21 protein-coding genes and 1 pseudogene are annotated in these 25,862 nt (G+C 67.6%); 10 read left to right on the top strand and 12 right to left on the bottom strand.

All coding sequences use genetic code 11. The features are described from left to right. Positions 1-58: 58 nt before the first annotated feature. Genes VHL31_RS20840 through recJ form a run of 4 tightly spaced genes read left to right on the top strand, consistent with a single transcriptional unit; the run spans position 59 to position 5,336 of the window. The gene (locus VHL31_RS20840) at positions 59-1,273 is read left to right on the top strand and encodes an LL-diaminopimelate aminotransferase (protein ID WP_329663162.1); all 1,215 of its coding nucleotides are present in this window, start codon (positions 59-61) and stop codon (positions 1,271-1,273) included. Continuing rightward, positions 1,270-2,559 carry a homoserine dehydrogenase gene (locus tag VHL31_RS20835; RefSeq protein ID WP_329663161.1) on the top strand — a complete coding sequence of 430 codons (1,290 nt, stop codon included), beginning with the start codon at positions 1,270-1,272 and terminating at the stop codon, positions 2,557-2,559. The genes VHL31_RS20840 and VHL31_RS20835 overlap by 4 nt, the downstream gene beginning before the upstream one ends. Before the next feature lie 37 nt (positions 2,560-2,596). Beyond that, positions 2,597-3,589 carry a class II fructose-bisphosphatase gene (glpX, locus tag VHL31_RS20830; RefSeq protein ID WP_329663160.1) on the top strand — a complete coding sequence of 331 codons (993 nt, stop codon included), beginning with the start codon at positions 2,597-2,599 and terminating at the stop codon, positions 3,587-3,589. After that, positions 3,564-5,336, top strand: a complete 1,773-nt coding sequence (recJ, locus tag VHL31_RS20825) for a single-stranded-DNA-specific exonuclease RecJ (RefSeq protein WP_329663159.1) — start codon at positions 3,564-3,566, stop codon at positions 5,334-5,336. Before glpX ends, recJ begins: the two co-directional genes overlap by 26 nt. 34 nt (positions 5,337-5,370) lie before the next feature. Here the strand turns inward: recJ and VHL31_RS20820 are convergent, their stop codons facing one another. Together VHL31_RS20820 and VHL31_RS20815 are read right to left on the bottom strand one after the other, a co-directional pair. Continuing rightward, on the bottom strand, positions 5,371-6,615 hold the full coding sequence (locus VHL31_RS20820) for a type II secretion system F family protein (RefSeq protein ID WP_329663158.1): 1,245 nt from the start codon (positions 6,613-6,615) through the stop codon (positions 5,371-5,373). 4 nt (positions 6,616-6,619) lie between these two features. Beyond that, positions 6,620-8,302, bottom strand: coding sequence for a GspE/PulE family protein (locus VHL31_RS20815; protein WP_329663157.1), 1,683 nt, complete (start codon positions 8,300-8,302; stop codon positions 6,620-6,622). A gap of 245 nt (positions 8,303-8,547) precedes the next feature. Here VHL31_RS20815 and gspD point away from each other — a divergent pair, with 245 nt between their 5' ends. Next, entirely contained in the window at positions 8,548-10,827 is a 2,280-nt protein-coding gene (gene gspD, locus VHL31_RS20810; protein WP_329663156.1) for a type II secretion system secretin GspD, read from the top strand. Beyond that, entirely contained in the window at positions 10,824-11,567 is a 744-nt protein-coding gene (locus tag VHL31_RS20805; protein WP_329663207.1) for a prepilin peptidase, read from the top strand. Before gspD ends, VHL31_RS20805 begins: the two co-directional genes overlap by 4 nt. Here the strand turns inward: VHL31_RS20805 and VHL31_RS20800 are convergent. Then, on the bottom strand, positions 11,561-12,082 hold the full coding sequence (locus VHL31_RS20800) for a hypothetical protein (RefSeq protein WP_329663155.1): 522 nt from the start codon (positions 12,080-12,082) through the stop codon (positions 11,561-11,563). The two genes, VHL31_RS20805 and VHL31_RS20800, sit on opposite strands and share 7 nt — an antisense overlap. A 161-nt stretch (positions 12,083-12,243) precedes the next feature. On the opposite strand from VHL31_RS20800, the gene corA reads away from it, so the two are divergent. Then, a complete protein-coding gene (corA, locus tag VHL31_RS20795; RefSeq protein ID WP_329663154.1) occupies positions 12,244-13,221 on the top strand; it encodes a magnesium/cobalt transporter CorA in 978 nt (325 codons plus the stop codon). Positions 13,222-13,264: 43 nt separating this feature from the next. After that, positions 13,265-13,930, top strand: a complete 666-nt coding sequence (locus tag VHL31_RS20790; RefSeq protein ID WP_329663153.1) for a DUF1045 domain-containing protein — start codon at positions 13,265-13,267, stop codon at positions 13,928-13,930. A gap of 11 nt (positions 13,931-13,941) precedes the next feature. Here VHL31_RS20790 and VHL31_RS20785 read toward each other — a convergent pair whose 3' ends face one another. From VHL31_RS20785 to VHL31_RS20770, 4 genes are read right to left on the bottom strand one after another with little or no spacing between them, the layout of a single operon-like run. After that, positions 13,942-14,994 carry a lysylphosphatidylglycerol synthase transmembrane domain-containing protein gene (locus VHL31_RS20785; protein WP_329663152.1) on the bottom strand — a complete coding sequence of 351 codons (1,053 nt, stop codon included), beginning with the start codon at positions 14,992-14,994 and terminating at the stop codon, positions 13,942-13,944. Then, the gene (locus VHL31_RS26760; RefSeq protein ID WP_349262508.1) at positions 14,994-15,989 is read right to left on the bottom strand and encodes an acyltransferase; all 996 of its coding nucleotides are present in this window, start codon (positions 15,987-15,989) and stop codon (positions 14,994-14,996) included. The genes VHL31_RS20785 and VHL31_RS26760 overlap by 1 nt, the downstream gene beginning before the upstream one ends. Next, positions 15,986-17,863 (bottom strand): asparagine synthetase B family protein, encoded by a 1,878-nt coding sequence (locus VHL31_RS20775; RefSeq protein WP_329663151.1) that lies wholly within the window; start codon positions 17,861-17,863, stop codon positions 15,986-15,988. Before VHL31_RS20775 ends, VHL31_RS26760 begins: the two co-directional genes overlap by 4 nt. A 2-nt stretch (positions 17,864-17,865) precedes the next feature. Continuing rightward, complete coding sequence (locus tag VHL31_RS20770) at positions 17,866-19,092, bottom strand: glycosyltransferase family 4 protein (RefSeq protein ID WP_329663150.1); 1,227 nt, start codon at positions 19,090-19,092, stop codon at positions 17,866-17,868. Positions 19,093-19,347: 255 nt separating this feature from the next. Between VHL31_RS20770 and VHL31_RS20765 the strand changes: the two genes are divergently transcribed. Then, positions 19,348-20,448: a class II histone deacetylase gene (locus tag VHL31_RS20765; protein WP_329663149.1), complete on the top strand. Its 1,101-nt coding sequence runs from the start codon at positions 19,348-19,350 to the stop codon at positions 20,446-20,448. Positions 20,449-20,506: 58 nt separating this feature from the next. Continuing rightward, entirely contained in the window at positions 20,507-21,403 is an 897-nt protein-coding gene (locus VHL31_RS20760) for an NAD(P)-dependent oxidoreductase (RefSeq protein WP_329663148.1), read from the top strand. 79 nt (positions 21,404-21,482) lie between these two features. On the opposite strand, the gene VHL31_RS20755 is transcribed toward VHL31_RS20760, so the two are convergent. From VHL31_RS20755 to VHL31_RS20735, 5 genes and pseudogenes are all read right to left on the bottom strand, one after another. Continuing rightward, positions 21,483-22,715 (bottom strand): M23 family metallopeptidase, encoded by a 1,233-nt coding sequence (locus VHL31_RS20755; RefSeq protein ID WP_329663147.1) that lies wholly within the window; start codon positions 22,713-22,715, stop codon positions 21,483-21,485. Between the two features lie 265 nt (positions 22,716-22,980). After that, complete coding sequence (locus tag VHL31_RS20750; protein WP_329663146.1) at positions 22,981-23,283, bottom strand: hypothetical protein; 303 nt, start codon at positions 23,281-23,283, stop codon at positions 22,981-22,983. Positions 23,284-23,487: 204 nt separating this feature from the next. Next, positions 23,488-24,729: an ADP-dependent glucokinase/phosphofructokinase gene (locus VHL31_RS20745; RefSeq protein WP_329663145.1), complete on the bottom strand. Its 1,242-nt coding sequence runs from the start codon at positions 24,727-24,729 to the stop codon at positions 23,488-23,490. Next, a complete protein-coding gene (locus VHL31_RS20740; RefSeq protein ID WP_329663144.1) occupies positions 24,726-25,568 on the bottom strand; it encodes a carbohydrate ABC transporter permease in 843 nt (280 codons plus the stop codon). The genes VHL31_RS20745 and VHL31_RS20740 overlap by 4 nt, the downstream gene beginning before the upstream one ends. Next, positions 25,568-25,862: pseudogene (locus VHL31_RS20735) on the bottom strand (sugar ABC transporter permease); the annotation flags it as partial. The pseudogene VHL31_RS20735 and the gene VHL31_RS20740, both read right to left, overlap by 1 nt.

Here is a 25,862-nt window from a genome sequence, read left to right as displayed (position 1 = left end):
CTAGACGGCCGCGGGCCTGATCGACCAGGTCACTTGTGGGATTGCCGGGACGTCTTCGATGCAGCAGCCTTTCCACCGCATACGCCGCCTGCCTCCCTACGTGTTCGCCGAGGTGAACCGCTTGAAGGCCGATGCGCGGGCTGCCGGGCGCGATGTGATCGATCTCGGCATGGGCAATCCGGACATGCCGACACCCAAGCATATCGTGGAAAAGCTGGTGGAGACCGTTCGCGACGGCCGCACCCACCGCTATTCCACCTCGCGCGGGATCCCTGGCCTGCGCCGCTCGCTGACCAACTATTACGGGCGCCGTTTTGGGGTGAAGGTCGATCCGGAACGGGAAGTCTGCGTCACGCTCGGATCGAAGGAAGGCCTGGCGAACCTGGCCCAGGCGATCACCGCGCCGGGCGACACGATCCTGGTGCCGAACCCTTCCTATCCCATCCATCCCTATGGCTTCATCATTGCCGGTGCCGCGATCCGGCATGTGCCGATGGGCGATGGGCCGGACCTGCTGCGTGAGATCGCGCATGCGGCGGAGCATTCGGTGCCGGCGCCGACCATGATGGTGCTCAACTTTCCATCGAATCCGACCGCGAAGGTGGTGGACCGGAAGTTCTACGAGGAGGCGGTGAAGTTCGCCAAGGCGCGGGACATGTTCATCTTGTCCGACATCGCCTATTCGGAGATCTGGTTCGACACGCCGCCGCCGTCCATCCTGGAGGTGGATGGGGCCTTCGACCTGGCCGTGGAGTTCTCCTCCCTGTCGAAGACCTACTCCATGCCCGGCTGGCGGATCGGCTTCGCGGCCGGCAACCAGCGGCTCATCGCAGCACTGACCAGGATCAAGTCCTATCTCGACTATGGCGCGTTCACGCCGATCCAGGTGGCCGCCACGGCCGCACTGGACGGCCCGCAGGACTGCGTCGAGAAGATCCGCCTGATGTACAAGGAACGGCGGGACGTGCTGATCGACGGCCTGGCCAAGGCCGGCTGGAACGTGCCGGTCCCGCCCGCCACCATGTTCGCCTGGGCTCCCATCCCGGAGCCGTTCCGTGAAATGGGCTCGCTGGCCTTCGCCAAGCTGCTCATCGAGGAAGCAGACGTCGCCGTCTCGCCCGGTATCGGCTTTGGCGAGTATGGCGACGGCCATGTCCGGCTGGCTCTGGTCGAGAACAAGCAGCGTCTCCGCCAGGCGGTCCGCAACATCCGGCTGTTCTTCCAGCGTCGCGGCCTTGGGCCGAAGGCGTCGCAGGTGCTGGAGGCGGCATGAGCTCCCTGAAGATCGGCATTGCCGGGCTCGGGACGGTCGGTGCGGCGACCGCCGCCGTCATCGAGGAGAACGCCTCGGTCATCGCCCGCCGGACCGGCAGGACACTCGAGGTCGTCGCGGTGTCGGCGCGCGAGCGCCGCAAGGATCGCGGGATCCCGCTCGACCGCTACCGCTGGTACGAGAACGCCGCCGAGCTGGCGGTGGATCCCGAGATCGACCTAGTCTGCGAGCTGATCGGCGGATCGGACGGGGTGGCGCTGGAGGTGGTGCGCACGGCTCTTGCCGCCGGCAAGCATGTCGTCACCGCCAACAAGGCCCTGCTCGCCCATCAAGGTGCCACGCTCGCCGGGCTGGCCGAACAGCAGGGCGTATCGCTTGCCTTCGAGGCCGCGGTCGCCGGCGGCATTCCCATCGTCAAGGCGCTGCGGGAAGGGCTGGCCGCCAACCGGATCCGCCGGATCACCGGCATCCTGAACGGCACGTCCAACTATATCCTGACGACCATGCGCGAGACCGGCCGCGACTTCGCTTCGGTCCTGGCCGAGGCGCAGGAGAAGGGCTACGCGGAAGCGGACCCGTCGTTCGACGTGGATGGGGTGGATGCGGCGCACAAGCTCTGCCTGCTGGCCAGCCTGGCCTACGGCTGCCTGCCGCGGTTCGATGCCATGCGGCCCGAGGGCATTCGCGGCATCAAGCCGGTCGACATCGCCTTCGCCGGACAGTTGGGCTTCCGGATCAAGCTGCTGGGAAGTGCCAGGCTGACCGAAGCCGGTCTGGTGCTGCGCATGCATCCGGCCATGGTGCCGCTGAGTGCGCCGATCGCGGCGGTGGAAGGCGTGTTCAACGGCATCACCGTCGAGGGCGACCGGGTCGGGGTCGCGGTCTTCGAGGGACGTGGGGCCGGTGCCGGCCCTACGGCCTCGGCCGTCGTGGCCGACATCATCGACATCGCCCGCGGCCTGCGCCTGCCGACCTTCGGCGTGCCGGCAAGCGAATTGGCCGACCGGCCGATGGCGCCGGTCGAGGACCTGATCGGCAGCTATTACCTGCGGCTGGAGGTCGTCGACCGTCCCGGCGTGCTGGCCGACGTTGCCGCGGTGCTGCGCGACCAGCACGTGTCCATCGAGAGCCTGATCCAGCGCGGGCGCGATCCGGAGCAGCCGGTGACGCTGGTCATCACGACGCACGATGCCACCGAAGGGGCGATGAGCCGGGCGCTTGCGACGATCGCCGGCCTGCCGGTCGTGCTGGAGGCGCCGACGATGATCCGGATCGAGCAGGCATGACAGATTTAGAATCCTGGACGCTTCAAGAGGGCCGAACATGAGCGACTACCAGAGTGAAGACCGCAATCTCGCCATGGACGCTGTCCGCGTGACCGAGGCGGCGGCCTTGGCTGCGTCCCGCCTCATGGGCCTGGGCGACGAGAAGGCCGCTGATCAGGCGGCCGTCGATGCCATGCGGTCGGCGCTCAATGTCCTGGACATCGAGGGCGAGGTCGTCATCGGCGAGGGCGAGCGCGACGAAGCGCCGATGCTCTATATCGGCGAGAAGGTCGGCACCGGCCGCGGGCCTGCCGTCGATATCGCCCTGGATCCCCTGGAAGGTACCACGATCTGTGCCAAGGGCGGTGCCAATGCCCTGGCCTGCCTGGCGATGGCGGCCAAGGGTGGCTTCCTGAACGCGCCCGACGTCTACATGGACAAGATCGCCGTAGGCGGCGGCCTGCCCGATGGCGTGATCAAGCTCGGCGACCCGGTGCAGGCGAACCTTGGTCGGGTGGCGGACGCCAAGGGTGTCCATGTGAACGACCTAGTCGTCATGATCCTGGACCGCCCCCGGCATGCCGACCTGATCGCCGACGTGCGCAAGGCCGGGGCACGGATCCGCCTGATCGGCGATGGCGATGTGGCCGGCGTGATCGCGACCTCGCGCTCCGATACGGGGGTCGACATCTACATGGGCAGCGGCGGGGCACCCGAGGGTGTGCTCGCCTCGGCGGCGCTGCGCTGCATCGGTGGCCAGTTCCAGGGCAAGCTCCTGTTCCGCAACGAGGAGGAGAAGTCGCGTGCCCGCAAGCTCGGGGTCACCGACTTCGACCGGATCTATGACCTGGAGGAGCTGGCGAAGGGCGACGTGACCTTCTGCGCCACCGGCGTCACCGATGGCACCATGCTGCAGGGCATCCGCCGGGTTGGCACGCGGGTGACCACCCACTCCATCGTGATGCGCTCGAAGACCGGCACCGTCCGCACCGTCCTGGCCGAGCACAACATGGGACAGAAGCGCGGTGTCGTCCCGCATTTCGGCCGCTGACGGGCGGTTGCTCGACCGACTGAGCCCTGTTTCCGGCAGACCCTGGCGCGAGCGCCCCACCGATCCGGATCTCGTCACTGCGCTCGTCCAGCGCAAGGGACTGGCGGACGTGGTCGCCCGCGTGCTGGCCGGGCGCGGAATCGGCCTGGACCAGGTCGATGGCTTTCTCGAGCCGAGGCTGCGGGATTTCCTGGTCGACCCGTCGCACCTGCTCGACATGGATCGTGCGGCGACACGGCTGGCCGATGCAGTCGAGAAGGGCGAGCGGGTCGGGATCATCGGCGACTACGACGTGGATGGGGCCACGTCGGCCGCGCTCCTGAGCCGCTGGCTGCGCGCCTGCGGCAACGAGGTGATCATCGAGATTCCGGACCGACTGCTGGACGGCTACGGTCCCAACGCTGCGGCCCTGGATCGTCTCTCGGCGGGTGGTTGCCGGCTGGTGCTGTCGCTGGACAGCGGCACGACCGCGTTCGAGCCCTTGTCCCACGCGGCGGGCATCGGCCAGGAGGTGATCGTGGTCGACCACCACGTCGCCGAGGCCACGCTTCCGGCAGCCTACGCGGTGGTCAACCCGAACCGGAACGACCAGGTGAGCCCATACGGGCATCTGGCCGCGGTGGGGGTCACCTTCCTCCTGCTGGTCGCGGCCAATCGCGAACTGCGCAGGTGCGGGCGTGCCGAGCCTGACCTGATGGCGATGCTGGACCTGGTGGCGCTCGGGACGGTTTGCGACGTCGTCCCGCTACAGGGCCTCAACCGCGCCTTCGTCCGCCAGGGTCTGCGGGTGATGGCCAAGCGCCAGAACACGGGCCTAGCCCAGCTTTCCCTGGAAGCGCGAGCGCCGGAAGCCCTGGAGGCCTGGCATCTGGGTTATCTGCTTGGACCTCGCATCAATGCGGGGGGGCGGATCGACCAGTCGGACCTGGGCGTTCGCCTTCTGACCGAAACGGATGCCCGCGAGGCCAGTGCACTGGCCGCCCGGCTGGACCAGCTGAACAGCCGGCGGCGCCAGATCGAACGGGAGATCCTCGACCTGGCGGATCGGGCCGTGCGCGCACAGGTCGACGAGGAGGCTCCCGTGCTGGTGGCGTCCGGCCAGGGATGGCATGTCGGCGTCATCGGGATCGTCGCCAGCCGGTTGGTGGAGAAGTACGACCGGCCGGTCTTCGTGATCGGCTTCGACGAGCATGGTGTCGGCAAGGGCTCAGCCCGCTCGGTGCCAGGCGTCGACCTCGGCCGTTCCGTCATCGACGCGCGCCAGCGCGGCATCCTGCTCAAGGGCGGTGGCCATCCCATGGCAGCGGGGGTCACCATCCATGCCGACAGCCTCGCGACATTCATCGCCCATCTGCGTGCAGCGATCACGGCGGGCCCCGGGGCGAGTCGTCCTCGCCGGCCGCTCGACCTCGACGCATCCGTCTCGGTCGGGGCCTGTGGACGCGACCTGGCACTTGCCCTGGAGCAATTGCAGCCGTTCGGTGCCGGCAACGACGAACCTCGTATCCATCTGGTCGACGCGAAGGTCGCCGATGCCCGCTCGGTCGGGACCGGCCATGTCGCCGTCCGACTGGAGGGGCGCGATGGCGCAAGGCTCGACGGAATCGCCTTCCGCGCCCTCGAGCGCCCGCTCGGCGATCTGCTGCGCACGACCCAGCGGCCGATCCAGCTGGCCGGCACGCTGAAGCTGGAGCGACGCATGGGAAGCGAGCGGGTCAGCTTCCACATCATCGATGCGTCCGCCTGAGCCAGGGGCCGGTCGTCCGCCTGGATCCGGCTGGTCAGCGGACTCCAGCCAGATCGTTCACGGCGAGGACGGCGGCCAGGATAGAGAGCACGACGCCGGCCACGGTCACGCCCAGCGTCACCACGATCAGGGGCTCCATGATCGAGAGGATGCGCTGGATGCGCTCCTCGAGCCGGGTCTCGAACCAGCTGGCGGCCTGCTGCAGGGTCATGCCCAGGCGGCCGGTCTCCTCGCCGATCCGGCACAGGCGGATCGCCTGCGGTGCCAGGAGGCCGCCATCGTTCAGGCACATCCACAAGGGCCGGCCCTGCCGCACCCCGGACAGGGCGCGGTCCAGGCTGACACCGACCGCACGGTTGCCGACCACGTCCCTGGTGAGCTGCAGGGCCTGCGGCAGCTCGACGCCGCCAGCGAGCAGCGATCCCATGACCCTGGTCGTTTGCGCCGTCGCCCTTGCCCGAGCGATGCCGCCGATCAGCGGCAGGCGCAGCAAGATGCGATGGAAGACACGAGCCGACGATTCCTGTCGGGTGGCCGCCACCAGGAGGACGATGAGGATCCCCAGGCCCACGACCATCGGGATGCCATAGACCTCGACGAACCTCGCTACGGCGAGCGTCACCTGGGTCGATGCAGGCAGGCTGGCACCGGCATCGGCGAACAGCGGCTCGAACTGGGGCACCACGACGGTCAGCAGGACCAGGAGCGAGCCGATGGCGACCACCGCCAGGAGGATCGGGTAGGTCATGGCGCCGATCAGCTTCGCGCGCGTGCGCTCCTCGCGCTCCCGCAGGGCCGCCAGCTCGAGCAGCGCCGAATCGAGGGCGCCAGTCGCTTCGCCGGCCCGGACCATGCCGAGATAGGAGCGGGGAAACAGCTTGGGATGCTGGGAAAGGGCATCGGTGAAGCTCTTGCCGCTCTTCACCTCGCCCAGGAGCTGGTTGATGATCCCGCCGAGCCGGCCCATGGTCTCGTCCTGGGCCAGAGTTTCCAGCGACCAGGCCAGGGTCTGCCCAGCCGAGACGAGCGTCGCCAGCTCCCGGGTGAACTGGGTGACCATGGCGGCGCTGACGCCGAACACGGACGTGCCGCCCGAGGGCCGCTCGGAAGCCCGTGCCTCGCCGGAGCGCTGGCCGCCGGCCCGCCCCTCCGTGATGTCGACCGGTACCAGACCCATCGCCTCCAGGGCACGCACCGCCGCGGCACGGTTCGCTCCCTCGACGTCGCCCGTCGTCATCTGGCCGGCGGCCGTCAGCGCCCGGTAGCGGAACGAAGCCATCCGCTCAGAACTCCTCGGTGGCGCGCAGGACTTCGTCGAGCGTCGTCACGCCGGCCCTGGCCTTGGCGATGCCGTCCTGGAACATGGTGGTCATTCCCTTGGACATGGCGTGCGACTGCACGGCCTGGGAGGGGGCCCGCTCCCGGATCAGGTGGCGGATCTCCTCGTCCACCTCCAGCATCTCGAAGATGCCGACGCGGCCGACAATGCCGATGCCGTTGCACTTGTCGCAGCCGTCCGACGCGAACAGGGTCGGCGGCAGGTCCTTGCCGCCGAAGCGATGCAGGAGGGCCTCTTCCTCCGCGGTCGGGGAATGCGGCCGCCGGCAGTGCGGGCAGAGTTCCGCCACCAGCCGCTGGCCGAGCACCCCGCGCAGCACGGAAGCCAAAAGGAACGGCTCCACGCCCATGTCGAGCAGACGGCCGATCGCGCCGGCAGCACTGTTGGTGTGCAGGGTAGAGAGGAGAAGATGCCCCGTCAGGGCGGCGTTCACGGCGATGTCGGCGGTTTCGCCGTCGCGCGTCTCGCCGACCATGATCACGTCCGGGTCGTGGCGGACGACGCTGCGCAGGATCCTGGCAAAGCCGAGGTCGATCTCCGGGCGCACCTGGATCTGCGTCACGCCCTCGACCTGGTACTCCACCGGGTCCTCGATCGAGATGATCTTGTCGCTGACGGCATCCAGCTGGCGCAGGGACGTGTACAGCGTCGTGGTCTTGCCGCTACCGGTGGGGCCGGTCACCAGGAACATGCCGTGGGGTGCAGCGAGCTGGCGGCGGATGGCGGCCTCGATCGCCGGTGGCATGCCCAGCTCGACGAAGCTCGGCGCGTCCTTGTCGGTCTCGAGCAGGCGGATCACCACGCTCTCGCCATGGACGGACGGTGCCGTGGCTACACGTAGGTCGAAGCGGCGCTGGTCGACCAGCACCCGGGCACGGCCGTCCTGGGGCAGGCGGCGCTCGGCGATGTCCAGCCGCGCCATGATCTTGATGCGCGAGATCACGGCCGCGGCGAGGCGAGCCGGTGGGGCGCCGATCTCCCGCAGCCGGCCATGAACTCGGAATCGTACCCGCAGGCGGTCACGCGCCGGCTCCACATGAATGTCGGACGCCGACATCCGGGCGGCATCCGACAGCATCTGGTTCACGAAGCGGATCACCGGCGCCGCCTCGGCCTGGTGTTCCAGGCTTTCCTTGTCGTCCGGCAGCTGGTCGAGCACCTCGCCGCCAGCCGCATCGCGGCCGATCTGGTCCAGGGATGGCGCGTCCGCGCGGATCGCCTTGGCGATGGCGCGGTCCAACTCGTCATAGGGGACGACGACCGGCACCACCCGGCGCTTGGTGGCGATCGTCACTGCGCGCATGGCAGCGCTGTTGGTCGGATCGGCCATGGCGAGCCAGACCGTGTGATCGTCGTAGCGGATCGGCAGGGCCCGATTGGCTTCGAGGAAGCGGCCCGCGAGCTGGCCCGGGAAGACCGGCTCCTTCGGCAGCGCGTCGGCAGAAACCATCTCGATGTCGTAGAGGTCCGCCATCGCTCGCGCGAAGCTGGACGGGGTCATCAGACCGCTCTTGGCCAGCAGGGCCGGCAGCGGCTCCGCCGACATGGAAGCCTGCTCGCGGACACGCGCCACGTCCGCAACGCCAAGACGGCCGGCCTCGACGAGCCTGGTAAGGATCAGATCCATCTCAAGTTCTTTCGCACGGGGCCAGCGCAGGAAATGCACATCCCGAAAAAGCATGCCTGGTTCATCGGCACCATGATTTGCCCGATCGGGCACCGGCGTGTCAAAGTCGTCACGTTGCCCCGCTTCACTTGACGTAGGAGAAGGCGAGCGGCACTACGCATAAGCGGATGCTCGGAGGAAACCGGGGGGTAGGGGCCGAGCGTCGTATTTGCACCCATGACACAGTCGGTGATCCCATAAATACGATGATGCTGTTCAAGGCGACCAGCCCTGCAGGCCGTGCGTTCGCGAAGAACCTCATGCATATTGGATTTGTTGCACTACTTGCGGGTTGTGCACAAAGTGGCGTTGGACAGCCGTCGATCACAGATGGGATCCGCGACCTCGATTTCGAGCCGCCGCCGGAGCCGGCTCAGCTGTTCGATCCGTCGACCGGTGTTCCCGTCAGAGATGGATCCGGCACGCCTGGAGCAAGGATCTACACCTCCGGCCAGACGAGTGCGCGCAATGCCCGGCAAGGCGCGGTGGTCACCGAGGATGGTGCGGGCGTCCAGCTGAACTTCGAGAACGCCGACCTGCGCGAGGTGGTGCGCACCATCCTGGGCGATGTGCTCCAGGTCAACTACACGCTCGATCCTGCGGTCAACGGAACGGTGACGCTGTCGACCTCGGCGGCGATGAGCCGCAACGACCTGCTGGCGACCCTCGAAACCGTGCTCCGACAGAACGAGGCGGCGCTGGTGCAGGAAGCTGGCGGCTACGCGGTCGTCCAGATGCGCAATGCGATCGGCCGCGCAGGGGTGGCGCAACTCGGGGATTCGCCGCAGCGGATCGAGCCGGGCTATGGCGTCACGGTGATCCCGCTCCAGCACGTGCCGGCCATCACTGCCCAGGAGTTCGCGCGTCCGCTCATCGCCAATCCGGATGACCTGCGCATCGACATGCAGCGCAACCTCCTGCTGGTGAGCGGCACTGCGCAGGAACGCCAGACGGTGGTCGATACGATCGCGGATGTCGACGTCGACTGGCTGGCCGGCCGCTCAGTCGGCATCTTCCCGCTCCAGGCGACCACGCCGGAGGCAGTCATTCCAGAGCTGGAGGCGATCTTCGGCGTGCGTGGTGCTGCCGCGGCACAGGACTTTACGGCCTACGAGGGCATGCGCTTCATCCCGATGCAGCGGCTGAACGCGGTGCTGGTCGTCTCCAGTGACCTGGAGGGTGTGCAGCGCGCCAGGGAATGGGTCGAGCGGCTGGACGCCGGCAATTCGGTCGGCACGCAGCTCAACATCTACCAGCTGCGCTACACGCCGGCCGCGGCAATGGCGGCGACGCTGGCGGCCGTGATTGCCGATGGTGGCGGTGCATTGGCAGGCGTCGCTCCGCCCACAGCGGCGCCAGCCGCCGCCGTCGACGGCGCACAGCTTGCAGATACAGGACAAGTCCCTCCCGATGTGGGGCTGGCCCAGGCGGCCCAGCTTGATTTCGGCGGTGGTGGCGGCGCCAGCCTGGGCAACGGCGACGCGCTTCGGCAGGTGAAGATCGTGCCGAACGAGATCAACAACACGCTGGTCATCCGGGCGACGCCTGACCTCTACCGGATGATCGAGGCGACCGCTCGGCGGCTGGACACGCCGCCGGGCCAAGTCGTGATCGACGCCACGATCGCCGAAGTGACGCTGAACGACCGGCTGCGCTATGGCGTGCAGTACTTCTTCGACAGCGGCGACTTCACCTTCGGCTTCCTGAACGGAGCGAGAGGGGCGAACGGTGCCGATCCGATCTCCAATGGCTTTCCCGGCTTCAGTTTCCTGTTCAACAGCGGCAACAACCAGATCATCGCGCTCGATGCGCTTTCATCCGTCACGGACGTACGGGTGATGAGCGCTCCGACGCTGGTGGTGCAGGACAATCGCGAGGCCACGCTGAACGTCGGCAATGAAGTCCCCATCACGGTTCGCTCCGCCACAGCTGATGACGACACTGCCCGGACGGTGAACACCATCCAGTACCGCGAGACCGGCGTCATCCTGACCGTCAAGCCACGGATCGGTGGCAACAGCACCGTTACGCTGGAGATCAGCCAGGAAGTGTCCAGCGTGGTACAGAGCGAGACCGAGGACTCGCTCACGCCGACCATCAACCAGCGCAAGGTGCAGAGCGTCGTCTCCGTGCGCTCCGGCCAGACGGTCGTCCTTGGCGGCTTGATCCAGGACAGCGAGGGCCGCCAGCGTTCAGGCATCCCGCTGCTCTCCGACATCCCCGCCATCGGCGACCTGTTCGCCAACAACAACCGTACGGGCCTTCGGACCGAGCTGCTCGTGTTCATCACCCCCAGGGTGATCCGCAACGCGGAGGATGCCGGTGCGATCGGCCGCGAGATCCGCGACCGGATGCGCGGGATCACGGGTGGGTTCAACTCGACCCCGATCGTGCCCGGCCCGGTCGAGCGCGGTACGATCCGTGGACTGGGCGGTCCCGGGGCGTCCCTGGCCCCGGCGGTGTCCGACACCGCCGCCCAGGGCTGACGGCGCAGCTGGTATCCGCCATCGTCGCCGCGCTGGCGGGTGCCTGTGTCGGCAGCTTCCTGGCGACGGTGGCCCGTCGCTGGGGTGAGGGGCCGGCAGCGGCTCTCACGGGACGGTCGTCCTGCGATTCCTGCGGCACCGTGCTCGGGCCGCTCGACCTGGTCCCGATTCTCAGCCGCATCGTCCTGCATGGGCGGTGCCGCCATTGCCGCGCACCGATACCGTTGGACGAGACGTGGATCGAGGCTGCGAGCGGTCTGGTCGCTGTCGTTGCCGTCCTGGCGACACCAGCCAGCATCGCCTGGGTCATGCTGGCCGGCTGGCTGCTCGTGCTCCTGGCCGCGATCGACCACTTTCATGGCCTCCTTCCCGACCTCCTGAACGGCACGCTACTCCTGGCTGGCCTACTCGCGCTGCTGTTCGACCCGATGGCTCCGTCAGCGATGGATGGTCTGGCCGGTGGCCTGCTCGGGGCCGCCGGCTTCGCTGCGCTGGCTCTGGGCTACCAGGCCGTGCGCGGACGGAGCGGCCTTGGCGGCGGGGACATCAAGCTCATGGGAGCCTTGGGTATCTGGGTCGGGCTGACCGGCTTGGCTTGGGTCGTGCTCGTGGCTGCGGCCAGCGCTCTCGTGGCGAGCCTGATCGCAGCCCGTGGCCGCTTCGAGCCAAGCCATGCCATCCGGTTCGGCCCGTGGCTCGGCGGTGCCGGGTTCGCGGTGCTGGTGCTGGCCCGCTACTGAGCCGGCAGGTCAGGTAGCGGCTCCGTATCATAGTGGCCAACCCCGCCATCCAGCGGCGGATCCCTGATCTCCTCCTCCGAGGGGACTGGCTCCGGCGGGATGTCCTCGATCGGAGCCTCGCCTGGATATTCGGGGTCCATACCGGTTTCGGCCGGTTGGCGCGGCTGGGGAGGCGGCGCGTTTCCTGCGGGGCCGTACACCACCACGCGCGTCACCTTGTCCTGTCCACCCAGCTTCGAGACGAAGATCGCACGGTTGTGCCCGTTCAGGACCCAGTTCAGGATCTCGACTGCATCGCCCGTGCGGCTGCCGGTCACCTGTGCGCCACTCGGCCGCACGATCTTGACGGTGAAGTCGAACTGACGGCTCAACGCGTCGAGGGCCTGCTCGACCGGGACGTCCTCGACGTCCAACCGGACGCCCTCCGGTACTTCCTGAAGCGACAGGCTCTGGGCATGTGCCGCGGAAGCGAAGAAGGCGGCCGTCAGGATCAGTACAAACAGATAGCGCTGCAATGGGAATGCCTTGCCGATGACCGATCCGTCGCACTCCTATAGCGGTCGGCCGCCCGCCTTGGAACCGCTCGTACCATCCTGCGTCGGTGCCGCTTGACAAGGCTCGATCCGCAGGCCGACAGGGGCTCGGCCAACGTTCGCGCCGGGAGGCCGTCCCTTTCATGATGCGCCTCTACATCTCCACTGGTTCCTCCGTCGAAGTCATGCAGGGCATGTGCGACGAAGGCGTCCGCAGCAGGGTGATCTGGGTCGACCTGCACGAGCCCACTCCCCAGGAGATCCGGTTCGTCGAGGACATGCTGCAGATCGACGTGCCGACCCGGGAAGAGATCCTCGAGATCGAGGCGTCGTCCAGGCTCTATGAGGAGAACGACGCGTTCTTCATGACCGCGACCATGGTCTGCCGCGCCGAAAGTGCCACGCCGGAGCTGGCGGCGGTGACGTTCATCCTGGTCGGGCAGCGGCTGGTGACCCTGCGCTATGCCGATCCGCTGCCCTTCCGCACCGCCGCATCCCAGATCCAGCGCAACCCGCTGGCCTGGAACTCCGGCGAGGTCGTGTTCGTGGGACTGTTGGAAGCCATCGTCGACCGGGTCGCCGACATCCTGGAAGCGATCGGCACCGACCTCGACGTCGTCAGCCGCGAGGTGTTCACCACCGACGCCAAGGAGGCGGCGCGGCGGGCCAAGGACTATCGGCAACTCCTGGCGAGGGTCGGTCGGGCCGGCGACCTGATCGGCAAGTCCCGGGAAAGCCTGGTCAGCCTCGGTCGGCTGGCGGCATTCGTCACGGTGGCCTTCAAGGCGAAGGACCGCAAGAACCTGCAGACCCGCATCAAGACGGTCAGCCGGGACGTACTGTCGCTGTCGGACCATTCGTCCTTCCTGACCAACAAGGTAACGTTCTCGTTGGACGCGATCCTGGGCTTGGTCTCGATCGAGCAGAACGGCATCATCAAGATCTTCTCGGTGGCCGCCGTGGTGTTCCTGCCGCCCACGCTGGTGGCTAGCATCTACGGGATGAACTTCGACGTGATGCCGGAACTGCACTTTGCCTTAGGCTACCCGATGGCACTCGGGCTGATGGTGCTCTCCGCGATCATGCCCTACCTCTACTTCAAGCGGAAAGGCTGGCTTTGAGGATGTGGACCCTGCTGGACCGCGCACAACGGCGGGGAGCGGCGTGACCGTACGTCACGCGCTCTACTGGACGCCCGATCCGGCCTCGACCTTCTCGCGGTGGGCGTGTCGCTGGCTCGGGCGGGATCCTTCCACGGGTGCAGAATATCCCGTTGACCCGCTGCTCAGGCCGCTGGTGGAGAACCCGCGTCGCTACGGCTTCCACGCGACGCTGAAGCCGCCCTTCCGGATGCGTTCCGACAAGGATCCGCGCAGCTTCATCGAGGCGGTGGAGGAGTTTGCGGCGGCGCGGGAGCCGTTCACGGCACCGCCTTTGGAGCTGGTGGACCATCGTGGCTTTCTGACCCTGGTCCTGTCCGGGCCCAGCCCCCGGATGGACTGGCTGGCAGCCGACTGCGTGCGGCTGTTCGACAGCTTTCGCGACCTGCCAGACGAGGCCGAGCTCGCCAAGCGGCGGGAGGACAGGCTGGACCCGATCGAGGAGGCGAACCTGCGCGCCTGGGGCTACCCTTATGTCCTGGACCGCTTCCGCTTCCACCTGACGCTGACGGACCGCCTCCAGGACACGCGGGCGCTGAAGGCCAGGCTGCAGGCCGATACGGCCGCCTTCTGCATGCAGCCCCTGCGGATCGATGCGCTATCCGTGTTCAAGCAGCCAGCGCCGGACGCGCCGTTCAGGATGACGGCGCGCTTCCCGTTCAGGGGCTGACGGCGTCGCGGCTAGCCACGATCGTCGGCGACGCCACCCTTCAGGTAGAACCAGGCACCGGGCAGGGTGCCGACCAGGGAGAGCACCAGCACCATGATCGACAGGGTGAAGGATTGCTCGGGCGGGATGCCGACCAAGCCCAGGAGGTAGATGAAGGTCGCCTCGCCGACGCCCAAGCCCCCGAACGAGATCGGGATCATCATCACGAGCGACACGATCGGGACGACGATCATGTAGGTGTGGAACGAGGCGTCGATGCCGATGGCGGCACCGGCGACCACGTAGGTGGCCACGCGGAACACCTGGAAAGCCAGCGCCATCACCACTGCGCCGGCGAGCATGACGGGCTGGGACCGGTACTCGTCCAGGCGGTCGTAGAGTTCCTGCAGCTTGGCGCGGACCGGGGCCAGGAGCTTGCCCGGCAGGAGCAGGAGCGAGAGCCGGCGGGTCGGACCCGCCATGAGGCCCACGCTGCCCAGCACGATGGCCGCCAGGGCCGCCCAGGCGATCCTGGCGATCCAGGGCGGGAAGCCGGCGTCAGAGAAGAGGAGGCCCAGCACCACCAGGAGGACCAAGGCACCGAGCGCCAGGACGCGCTCGACGATCACCGAGGACAGGGCCAATGCCAGGTCGGCGGTACGCCTGGACAGGCCATAGATGCGCACGGCCTCGATGCCGACGCCGGCAGGCAGGAAGCTGCCGATGAAGTTGCTCACGAAGGTCAGGCGGGCCACCGGCCAGAAGCCGACATCGACATGCTTGCCCCTGAGCAGCATGTACCAGCGAATGGCGGCCAGCATCCGGTCAACCACCGCCATGGCGGCGACCGCCAGCACCAGGAGGCCATCGGCCTGCGCCAGCACCGCCAGGGCCTGCGCCGGCTCCACCAGGTAGAGCAGGTAGGCCAGCATCAGCACGCTGAGCGGGATGCGGACCCAGCGCAGGACCTTGCCGGCGAGAGCCTTGAAGCCGCCCCGCCTGGAGGAAGTTTCGGACTGTTCGACCAGTGGCTCGGGAAGCACCTGGTCGTGCGTCCCGGCCACCGTCAGGCGCTCACCCGCCATCAGGCAGCCGGCGCCGGCGGGGTAACGCCCTTGCGGAAGCGGCGAACCTTGGCAGGCACGCCGGCCACGATCGCATAGTCAGGCACGTCGCGGTTGACGAGGGCGCCGGCGGCGACCACGGCCCCCCGGCCGATGGTGACGCCGGAAATCACGGTGACGCCCGCACCCAGCCAGCAGCCCGGGCCGATGACGACCTTGCCGGCCAGGCCAGGCTGCAGGCGCATCGGCACGTTCAGGTCGCCGTCGACCTGGTAGGTGCCGCCGCCGACATAGCAGTGGGCAGCCAGCAGCGTGTCGTCGCCGATCTCCAGGCCGCTACCTGCCATCAGCGTGCAGCCATTGCCGATATTGACATGATTGCCCAGGCGCAGCGGGCCTTCGGCCGCGACGATCGTGCAGCCGCGGCTGATCAGGACGTCGTCGCCGATCTCGAACCCGCCGACCGGTGCAACCTTCGCGTCGAGCAGGGTGTCGTCGTCGACGAGGAGGCGGGCGCCCAGCTTCATCTTCAGGGGCTGGCGCAGCACCACGCCACGCCCGAACACGGCGCTGCCGCCGCACTGCGCGAACAGGCTTTTCCAGAAGATCTTGCGGAAGGCCAGGCCTACGGCCCCGGGAAGCGCCCCGCCCAGGCTCACCAGCAGCTCATGCTGGATTAGCTTCAGCCAGGACCGGCGGCCGACCATCATGTCCTGGTAGAGGCCGATGGCGCCGCCGCCATCCATCCGCGTCGACAGCGTGCTGGTCAGCATGGCGCTGTCGGGGCGGCCCTCGGGTTCGTTCGTGTAATAGGTGCCGACGGGCTTGGGTTCGTTCATGCAATTTGCCGATGCCGGTGCGGTATCCGCTCCGGCGTCGGGTTCGTTCGTGCTGATGACTGCTGGTCCGCCGGTCGGGCCGTCGGATGGCTTGGCGGGTGGTTCGGCGCGTGAAGCGATCGACCGGTCGTTCAAGGGCTCGACCAGTTCGGCTTGCTCGATTTTGCGGCTGCTCACGCGGCGGCCTTCCGCTCCTGGTCCTTCTCCACCCCATCATGGTGAAAACGCAGCCACGCTTCCAGCACCGCCATCGCCCAGAGGCGGTGGGAATGGTTGTGGCGCTTGTTGCGGTGCTCCTCGATCAGGCGCTGGACGGCGGCCGGCTGGAACAGGCCACGCTGGCGAACGGATTCGGGAGAGAGGTGCGAGGAGACCCACTGCCACAAGGGACCGGTCTCGCGCAGCCAGTTCTTCATCGGCACGGAGTGGCCGAGCTTGTCTTTCCGGCCGTTGATGACCTCGGGCATCACGCCCTGCATCGCCACGCGGAACAGGCGCTTGGTCCGCTCCACGCCTTCCAGCTTCAGCCGGGCCGGGATGCGGGCGCCGTACTCGACCAGGTCGCGGTCGTAGAAGGGCAGGCGGTGCTCGATGCCGAAGCGGCGGAGCAGCATCAGGCGGCTGAAATAGAAGGTCGAGGTGGTCGTGTAGTCCGAATAGAGGTGCGGCGAGAGGCCGTCGTCCGGGCCGTCATAGCCGTCATAGGAGGCGACGACGCTGGCGAACGGGTCCTGGCCGCGCACGAGGCCCTGGGCGGAGGGGGTCAGCAGGCTCGGGAAGTCGTCGGGCGTGTAGTAGGAGCGCCAGCGGAACGGGCCGATCGCCTTGGGCAATCCTGCCGCCGGCAGGATGCGCTTCAGCTTGACCTTGAGGTCGCGCTTCTGGTCGCTGTCGGAGAACAGGTTGAAGGCACCGGTCAGCGCCTTGTGGACGAACTGCGGCACCGGCAGGGCGTCGTAGGGGGCCAGGAGCTTCTGCGCCGCGTAGACCGGATGGCTGGCCCAGAGCTCGTCGCCGCCGTCGCCCGTGAACACGAACGGGACCTTGCCCGACGCGGCGCGCGCCACGATCCAGGTGCCCTCGTTGATGCCGACATCGGTGAACGGCACCTCCATCTCGGCGGACACGTCGCCGACGCTCAAGGCCTCCTGCTCGCCGTAGCGGATCGTCTCGTGCTCGGTGCCGAGGATCTTGGCCAGCTCGGCGGCGTAGTGGGATTCGTCGAATCCGGCCCCGGCACAGGAGAAGGCGAAGGAGCGGATCGTGCCCTTCTCATGCTTGCGCAGGAAGGTCGCGGTCGCGCTGGAGTCCATGCCGCCCGAGAGCATGATGCCGATGGGCGTCGTGGTCATCCGCTTGACCACGGCCGCTTCCAGGCGTTCGCGGAAGTTGCGGGCCAGCTCGGCCTCGTCGGGGGCGTGCGGGTTGGCGAAGGAGACGCGGTACCAGGTCTTGAGCTCGAGCCGGTTCGTCGCGAGGTCGATGACCGCCATGTCGCCGGGCGGGACGCGGCGCACGCCCTTGTCGAGCGTGGCGGTGCCGGGGACGTAGCAATAGGTCAGGAACTCGGCGAGACCGAGGCCGTCGATGCCGCCAGCCATAAGCCCGGTCGGGCGCAGGTCGCGGATGCGCGAGGCGAACAGCACGCCTTCCGGGCGCTCGGCATAGAACAGGGGCTCGGAGCCGAACCGGTCGCGGACCAGGACGAGGCGGCGCTTGGGCGCATCGTACCAGGCAAGCGCGAACACGCCGTCGATGTCGTGAAGGGCTGCCTCGCCGCGCTCGATCAGCCTGGCCAGGATCAGCTCGGCGAGCTGCCCCCCGGCCTCGTCATCCTTCGCGTTCTGCAGGATCGGCCGACCGGAGAAGGCAAGCCAGGAGCCGGTGGCGGCATCCTTCGCGCTCTGGGCCAAGGCATCGAGCGAGCCCACCTGCCAGGGCAGGACTGCCAGGGCGAGCTGGTCTGCCTGGAGAACGACGCCCTCCGCCGCGCCGGTGGACCAAGGCTGGTCCTGGCGTCGCGAGAGCGCCCCGGAGGCGCCAAGCAGCATGGTCAGTGGCTCCCGGTGACCGCGGCCGCACCTACGCCCTGCGGCTGGGCCAGCTGACGGTACATGCGGGCAAGTCCGGCGGCGTTGGCGCGCACGCTGTGCCGCTCGGCCACCTGCCTGGCGGCCGCCGACATCTGCGCCTGCTTCTCGGGATGGTCGATCAGGTCGACCATGGCAGCGGCCAGCACGTCCGCATCGCCGGGCTTCACCAGCACACCGGCACCGGTATGGCCCAGCAGTTCCTTCTGCTCGCCGAGATCGGTCGCGATGGCAGGCAAGCCATGCGCGAAGCCTTCCAGCAGGTAGACCGAGCTGAAGCGCTCGTTGAGGAACGGCAGCACCATGGCATCCGCGCCGGCCAGGGCCGGGGTGGGATGGTCCAGCTGCTCGATCAGGTCGACATGGTCGCCGATCTTCAGGTCCGCCACGATCTTCTTCAGCTCGTTGACCATGTACTCGGTATCCCGGATCCACGGGATGTTCTCGTACTCCTTCGGCGTGCGATGGTAGTAGGTCGGCTTGTAGATCAGGGCCAGGCGCGCGTTCGGGCGCTGCTGGACGACCTTGGCGAACGCCTCCAGCAGGTACTCGTTGCCGCGCTCCGGCCCGAGCTTGGTGGCGCAGACGAAGACCTTCTGGTCGTCGCCCCAGCCCAGTTCGGCACGGGCGCTGGCGCGGTCGGTCTTGCGGGCCGCCTCGAAGCGCGATTCCGGGATGGCGTGCGGCATCACCGACAGCCGGTCGGCCGGGAGCTTGCGCACGTCGCGCATATAGTCGCGGCACATGGGCGAGGCGGCCAGCGCATGGCCGGTCGAGGAGGCCAGCATGCGGTCGGCGACCTTCAGATAGGTCGGGTAGGGAAAATAGATCTGGGTGTCGAAGTCGTGCACGACGGTCGGCACGCCGTTCATCTTGCCGGCGATCCGGCCGAACGTGGACGCGGCATAGCAGAACAGGTGCATGACATCGATGTCGTGCTTCTTGCACAAGGCAGCGATGGTCGAGAGCGTGGTGGGGTCGTACTTGCCCTTGTTCAGGTTCACGACCTTCATGGGCGCGGTCTTGAACAGTTCCACGACCTCGTCGCTGGCACGCAGGAAGTAAGGGAAGATCCGGACTTCCTCGGGATCGAACATCGGCGCCAGATTCATGAACAGCCGGCCACCGCCATGCAGACTGCCGTCATAGCAGACATGGTCGATGAGCCAGAGAACGTTGATCGGTGCCATTCTGCTACCCCGGCGCTTCCGCCAAAAACAAACTTGGATCGTGAATTGTGGTCTGTCGCAACGAATCGCAACCCAGTCCAATGCCACGATCCCTAGCCGCGTGCTCCGTATCTCGCAATCACGGCCGCGAGAACATGCGTCTTGTGGTGCATCCTGACGACGGAATCATTTGCCTCCGCCCGCAATGTTGGTCTTGACCTTTTCTTTGCCGGCCGCGTGTGTCGCACCACGCAAAACGGCAAGCGGAGTGTGCGGATGTCGACCGGCTGGGTGTGTCACGAACTGTTCTTCTGGCACGACACGGGGCGCTACGCCTCCGTGTTCCCGGCGGGGCTTACGGTGGAGCCAGGAGTCCATGCCGAGAACCCGCAGACCAAGCGGCGCTTCCGCAACCTGGTCGAAGTGAGCGGCCTGCTCGACCGGCTGACCCCGATCAAGCCCAGGCTGGCCACGGAGGACGAACTCGCACGCTTCCACACGCGCGAGCATATCGCACGGGTCAAGGCGGGCTCGTCCAGACTCAAGGGCGACGACGAGGGCCTTACCCCCTACGGCCACGGTTCGTTCGAGATCGCCTGCCTGGCAGCGGGCGGGACGATCGCGGCCATGGAGGGGGTGCTCAAGGGCCAGGTGGCGAACGCCTACGCGCTGGTCCGCCCGCCAGGGCATCATGCGGTGGCGGACCAGGGGATGGGCTTCTGCCTGTTCGGCAACGTGGCGGTGGCGGTGATGCATGCGCGCGCCGTGCATGGGGTGGGCCGGGTCGCGACGGTCGATTGGGACGTCCATCACGGCAACGGCACCCAGGCGGCCTTTGATGGCGAGCGCGACGTGCTCACCATCTCGATCCACCAGGACCGGCTGTTCCCGCCGGACAGCGGCCTCGTCAGCGAGACCGGGACGGGAGCCGGGGAGGGCGCCAACCTGAACATCCCCCTGCCCGCCGGGTCCGGGGTCGGAGCCTATGTGGCGGCCTTCGAGCGGGTGGTGGTGCCGGCGCTGCGGCGCTTTCGGCCGGAGATGATCCTGGTGCCCTCGGGCTTCGATGCGAGCGGTGCCGATCCGCTGGGACGCATGATGATGACGTCCGACGGCTACCGGACGCTGACCCGGCTGTTGATGGAGGTGGCCCGCGATGTCTGTGGGGGCCGGCTCGTGTTCAGTCACGAGGGCGGCTACTCGGAGATGCACGTGCCCTATTGCGGTCTGGCCGTCCTCGAGACGCTGACGGGACAGCGCACCGGGGTGGTCGATCCCTGGCAGGCGCCGATGGACGCCTGGGCCGGCCATGAGTTGCAGCCGCACCAGGCGGCGGCCATCGACGTGGCGGCTGCCCTGGTCGACCGGATCCCTTGACGCCCCGTCCTCCCGGCGGGAAGGGGAGGTCCAGCTAGAACGGGAAAGGTGACGCCGGATGAACGAGAAGCCCGCGATCGGATTCATCGGCCTGGGATTGATGGGTTCGGCCATGGTCGAGCGCCTTCAGGGTCTGGGCTATCCCATGACCGTCGTCGCCAACCGCAGCCGCACCGCGGTGGACGCGGCGGTCGGCCGTGGTGCCACCGAGGTCAAGACGGCCCGCGAGGTGGCGGCGCACAGCGACGTCGTGATGCTCTGCATGGACACTTCCGCCTCGGTCGAGGCACGCATGCTGGGGCCGGATGGCATCATCGAGGGCGTAAAGTCCGGAGCGCTGGTTATCGACTTCGGCACGTCCTTGCCGGATTCGACCAAGCGCCTGGCGCCGATGGTGGCCGCCAAGGGAGCGACCTACATGGACGCGCCGCTTGGCCGCACGCCCTCCCATGCCAAGGAGGGCAAGCTCAACATCATGGCGGCCGGCGACCCCGCGGCCTTCGAGCGGGCCAAGCCGATCTTCGCTGACCTCGGCGAGAACGTCTTTCATGTCGGGCCGCTGGGCGCCGGCCACACGCTCAAGCTGATCAACAACTTCTTCGCGATGACCACGGCCTGCGCCATGTCGGAAGCGTTCGCCATGGCCGACAAGGCGGGGATCGCGCGCGACCAGCTCTATGGGGTGATGTCGGCAGGGCCGCTGCGCTCGGGCATGATGGACTTCGTCAAGGCGAACGCCATCGATGGCAATCCAGCCATGCTGGCCTTCTCGATCGCCAATGCGCGCAAGGACGTGGGCTATTACGTCCGGATGGCAGACGACCTGGGCGTGCCGAGCGTGATGTCGGTGGGGGCCAAGCAGGCGCTGTCGCTGGCGACCGCCGAGGGCTGGGGCGACCGGATGGTGCCGGAGATGGTGGACTACCTGGCGGAACTGTTCGGCGGGAAGAAGTAGGCAATCCCCGCCCGGCCACCGGCATCGCCCTCAGGAAGGGTGCGGCGATGCGCATGCCATCCTGAGGGCGGTCGACCCGTCACTGCCAGAAGTCGATGATGTCCAGGTCGAGCGGGAACTGCTCCGTGCGGAACTGCTCCGTGCGGAACTGGGACGTCGGCAACAGGTAGCGGCGGAAATTGCCACCCATGTCCTCGGTAAGGGCGGATTCGGGGATCTTGCCCGCGAACTTGAACCGGTCGATCACGTAGGGCACGCCCTCGGAGCCGAGGACCGAGGGGCCGCTCATGATGTGGAAGTGCAGGTGGGGGGCGGTGGAGTTCCCGCTGTTGCCGAGCAGGCCCAGCACGTCACCGGCCCGCACCTTCTGGCCGACGCGGACGCGCACCGAACCGGGCTTCATATGGGCATAGAAGGCATAGTAGCCGTGTCCCAGGTCCAGGACGACATGGTTGCCGTCGACATTGTCGATCGTGATGGTGTCGGGGTCGGGCCCGTTGGGCGGTGTCTGGTTGGGAAGCCCGTCCAGTGTCGAGACGACGGTTGCGTCGGCGACCGCGTAGAGCTTCGCCCCGTAAGCAGTGTAGCTCTCGACCTCGTCCGCGGGGCCGTTGCGTAGCCGACCCTGGCTGTCCAGGCGCACCCAATCGATCGCGAACCGCTGGGCATAGTGGAGCTGCCCGTTGACCGGCACGGCCGTCGACCGGTGTGCGCCTGGCTCGCAGCATCCGTTGACCGCCACCCAGCCCTTGCCTGTGAGCGGCGGGTGGATCTTGGGAAGGTCGCGGGCCACCTTCAAGGTCGCGGCCGGGTAGCTCTGCTCGACCGGGGTCTGGTTGCTGGCCTTCGTCCCCTTCCCGGTGAGCCGCAGCACATGGCCGAGCCTGGCCGGGATCTCCTGCTGTGCCACCGCCAGATCGATCAGGAACAGCCGCGTCGAGTTCAACTCGATCGTCGCATCCTCGGCCGGCTGGTTGTTCAGCTGGTTGAGCCTGGTCGGGAACGATGACGGATCGAAGGTGGCGAGGCTACGCACGGTGCGGCTTTCTTTGCGCTGCTGCTTGCCGTCCTTGTCCTCCGCCGGCAGCCCGACGACCTTCACCTCCTCGAGCGTTGCCGGGACCGGCCGCGTGTTGGCGAACTCCAGCTCATAGACGAAATGCCACTTGCCATCGGTGCCGGGGACGGGGGTCGTGGTCGGGTTGAACGGCACCGCCGCCAGCGGCGTGAACACATCCTCCTCGGCCTGGGCCGGCAGGCCGGCGGCCGAGAGGCAGGCGCTCCCCAGCAGGACGATCATCCATGTCTTCACGATCCGCTCCCCCCGCAAGTACGCTGCGCAGCTCCACCGGATGTTCTTGATCAGAACTTCGAGCCGTTCTTAGGGTCTGCTTGCGCGGGAGTCACCCAACTATCGACTGTGAAATTCGTGCCCTGACTTCGAGGGACCTGCGCTGCGCAGGCACACCTCTGCCGTGCGGCTGCCGGACAGGCTGGAAGCCCGGTCAGTCACAAAGCCCGGCACGGAGCGAACATACCCGGCCGAGCAACTGCCCGGCCGGGCTTGCGGCTGGAGCCTAACGCTTCGTGGCGTGAATGATGACTGTTCCTGCAAAGACCTTTGGCGCGCCCGCGCCAATGCTTCCTGCATTGTGCGCAATCCATTCCTTGGCCGTGCGGGCGCTCTCTTCGATGGACGTCTTGTCCTGGCCTACGGTGACCGACATCCCGCCGTCGCCGTCACTGCTTCGGACCAGCGTATAGCTTTCGACGCCCTTGACGGAGGTTATGGCCTTCTCGACGTCTGCCTTATGCTTCTCCAGCAGGTCGAACAACTCGCTCGCACCCTTGCCGGTATATGTTCTGACGATAGCTTCCATCACGAAAGTCCACTCTCGCAAACGCATTCATCACCTGGATGCGCATCGTGGAGAGCATCGATCCGAACCAACGGCCCCTGGTCCTGTTACCCACTGTTCACAGTGTAGTATACCCGTCCGATGAACGCGACGGATACCTCGCAACCCTCCGACGGCGTCGCCTAGCCGCGACTTGTGGGGCGATACCCGCCCTTGGGTTCGGGCCTATGCCCTGCCCAGTGCCAGCAGCGTGCCGGCCAGGAAGGTGTCGCCCAGGCCGATCGTGGCAGCCGGGTGCTTCAGCCAGGGCGTGGCGCATGTGACGAGGTTCCAGCTGCCGATCCGGCCGATGCGGGGGAAGGACGGGGGCTCGAAGACGGCGCCATCGGGGACGCGATCAGGCACGATGACATGGCCATGCCGGGCGCGCGTGGCAGCCACGAGGGAGCCGGTCATCAGGGCTTCCAGTTCGCGGGCGGGGTCGCCCGTGGTCACGGCCAGCGCGAAGGTATCGTAGTGCACGGCGACGCGGTCCAGCTTCAGCCGGTCCCCCAGCGCGGCAGCGCGGTCCGCGGCGGGGCTGCTGTCCGGCACCAGGCGGTTCAGCTCCGACAGGCTCAGGCCAAGCGAGTTGACCGGCCCGGCCAGCCCGTCCAGGACCGGCCAGGCCTCGGCCATGTCGTGGAAGTCGCCGAGTTCCAGATGAACGAGCGGCAGGCCGGCGTCGCGCCAGGCACGGGCCAGGGCGGCGGTGCGCTGGAGGCTCGCTTCCATCAGTTCCGACGGCACCTCGTTGTAGCCGGACAGGATGGCGGAACCCGCGCTTGCGGCCATCGCGATGCTCAGCCGGTCGAACAAGGGATCGTCTTCCAGGGGATCGTCGCCGAAGCGGCAGATGACCCGGGAGGAACGGGGCAGGGTATAGGGTCCCACTGTGGCACCGGCACTGAACTCGACGATGTAGTGGGGCAGCTTGCCAATGCCCGGCAGGCCGGTGATGGCCCCAACGGACTGGAGCCCTTCGGCCGTGGCGAGGCCGACGCCCGGGTGGAAGCGGTCCAGCTGCCTTGAGGTCCGGTCGGCCACGGCGACCAGGGTCGGTGCACCCAGATGGGCCAGCATCTGGGCCGCCTGCGCGCCGGTGCCGCCCAGGCCCCAGCTCAACGGCAGGTTCGCTTCGACCCAGCCGGGCCCGTCCGGCCAGTCCACGCTGATCTCGCCGCCCACCCCACGACGGGCGCGGTCGAGCAGACGCGCACCAAAGGCACCTTGCGGCGTCGCAGGGTCGGCGGCCAAAAGCGCGGCCGCCTCTTCCAGGCGCAGATAGGCGTCCACGCAGGTGCTCATGCCGCACATGGTCAGGCGGGCCCGGCCGGCCAGCCCGGGCAGGCGTTCCACCAGTTCGCCATAGGCGTCGCGCCAGCCCGAAGCAGCCAGCGCCTGCACGTCCGCGAGCACGACGCTCATTCCTTGACCGCTCCCTGGGTGAGGCCCGCAATGATGCGGCGCTGAAACACCAGCACCATGGCGACCAGCGGCAGCGTGACCACCACGGAGGCGGCTGCCAAGTCGCCCCAGGGCACGTAGTAGAGATTCTGGAAGTTCGCGATGCCGACGGGAATTGGCTGGCGGTCGATGGTCGAGGTGAAGGCCAAGGCAAACATGAACTCGTTCCAGGTGGCGATGAAGACCAGGAGGCCGGTAGTCACGATGCCCGGCAGCGCCATGGGCAGGATGATCAGCCAGAGCGTGCGCAACGGCCCGGCACCGTCGATGGTGGCGGCCTCGTCGATCTCGCGGGGGATGGCGTGGAAGTAGCCGAACAGGACCCAGATCACGAGCGGCAGTCCCAGCGCCAGATCGATCACGATCAGGCTGGTATAGGTGTCCAGCAGGTTCAGGCTGGACATGGTCAGGTAGAGCGGGGCCACGATCGCGATCTGCGGAAACATCGAGATCGACAGGATGACGCCCAGGATGCCGTAGCGGCCACGGATGTCGAAACGGGCCAGCGCGAACGCGCCGAGCGTGCCGAACAGGAGGCAGAACAGCGTTGTGGCGCCCGCGATGATCACGGAATTCAGGATGTACCAGTGGAATTCCTTGATCACGAACACGTTGCGGAAGTGCTCAAAGGTCGGCGGGATCGGCAGGAGGCTGGGCGGGGTTTCCATGAGCAGCCGGTCCGGCTGCAATGAGGTGCTGACCTGCCAGAGGAAGGGTCCGACCGACCAGAGTACGATCAGGAGGCCCGCCAGCTGCAGGAAGCGCTCGCGGACGAAGCGGCGGCGGCGCATGTCGGTCATCAGCCCTGGCTCCGCCGCATGCGCCGGACCAGCCAGATGCCGAAGCCGAGCGCGATGATCGCCTCGGTGAGGAACATGGCGGTCGCCATTGCCGAGCCGTAGCCGAACTGCAGGGTGGAGAACAACGTCTTGTAGGTCAGGGTCGACAGGGTCTCGGTGGCGTCGGCGGGACCACCGCCGGTAAGCACGTAGACCAAGTCGAAGATCCGGAAGGCATCCAGCGCCCGCAGCAGCGCCGCGATCAGGAGGGCGGGAGCCAGGAGCGGCAGGCGGACGTGGAGAAAGTACTGCCAG

The organism is Geminicoccus sp. (genome assembly GCF_036263595.1).
Classification (GTDB): domain Bacteria; phylum Pseudomonadota; class Alphaproteobacteria; order Geminicoccales; family Geminicoccaceae; genus Geminicoccus.
This window is presented reverse-complemented; position numbering and strand designations above follow the sequence as displayed.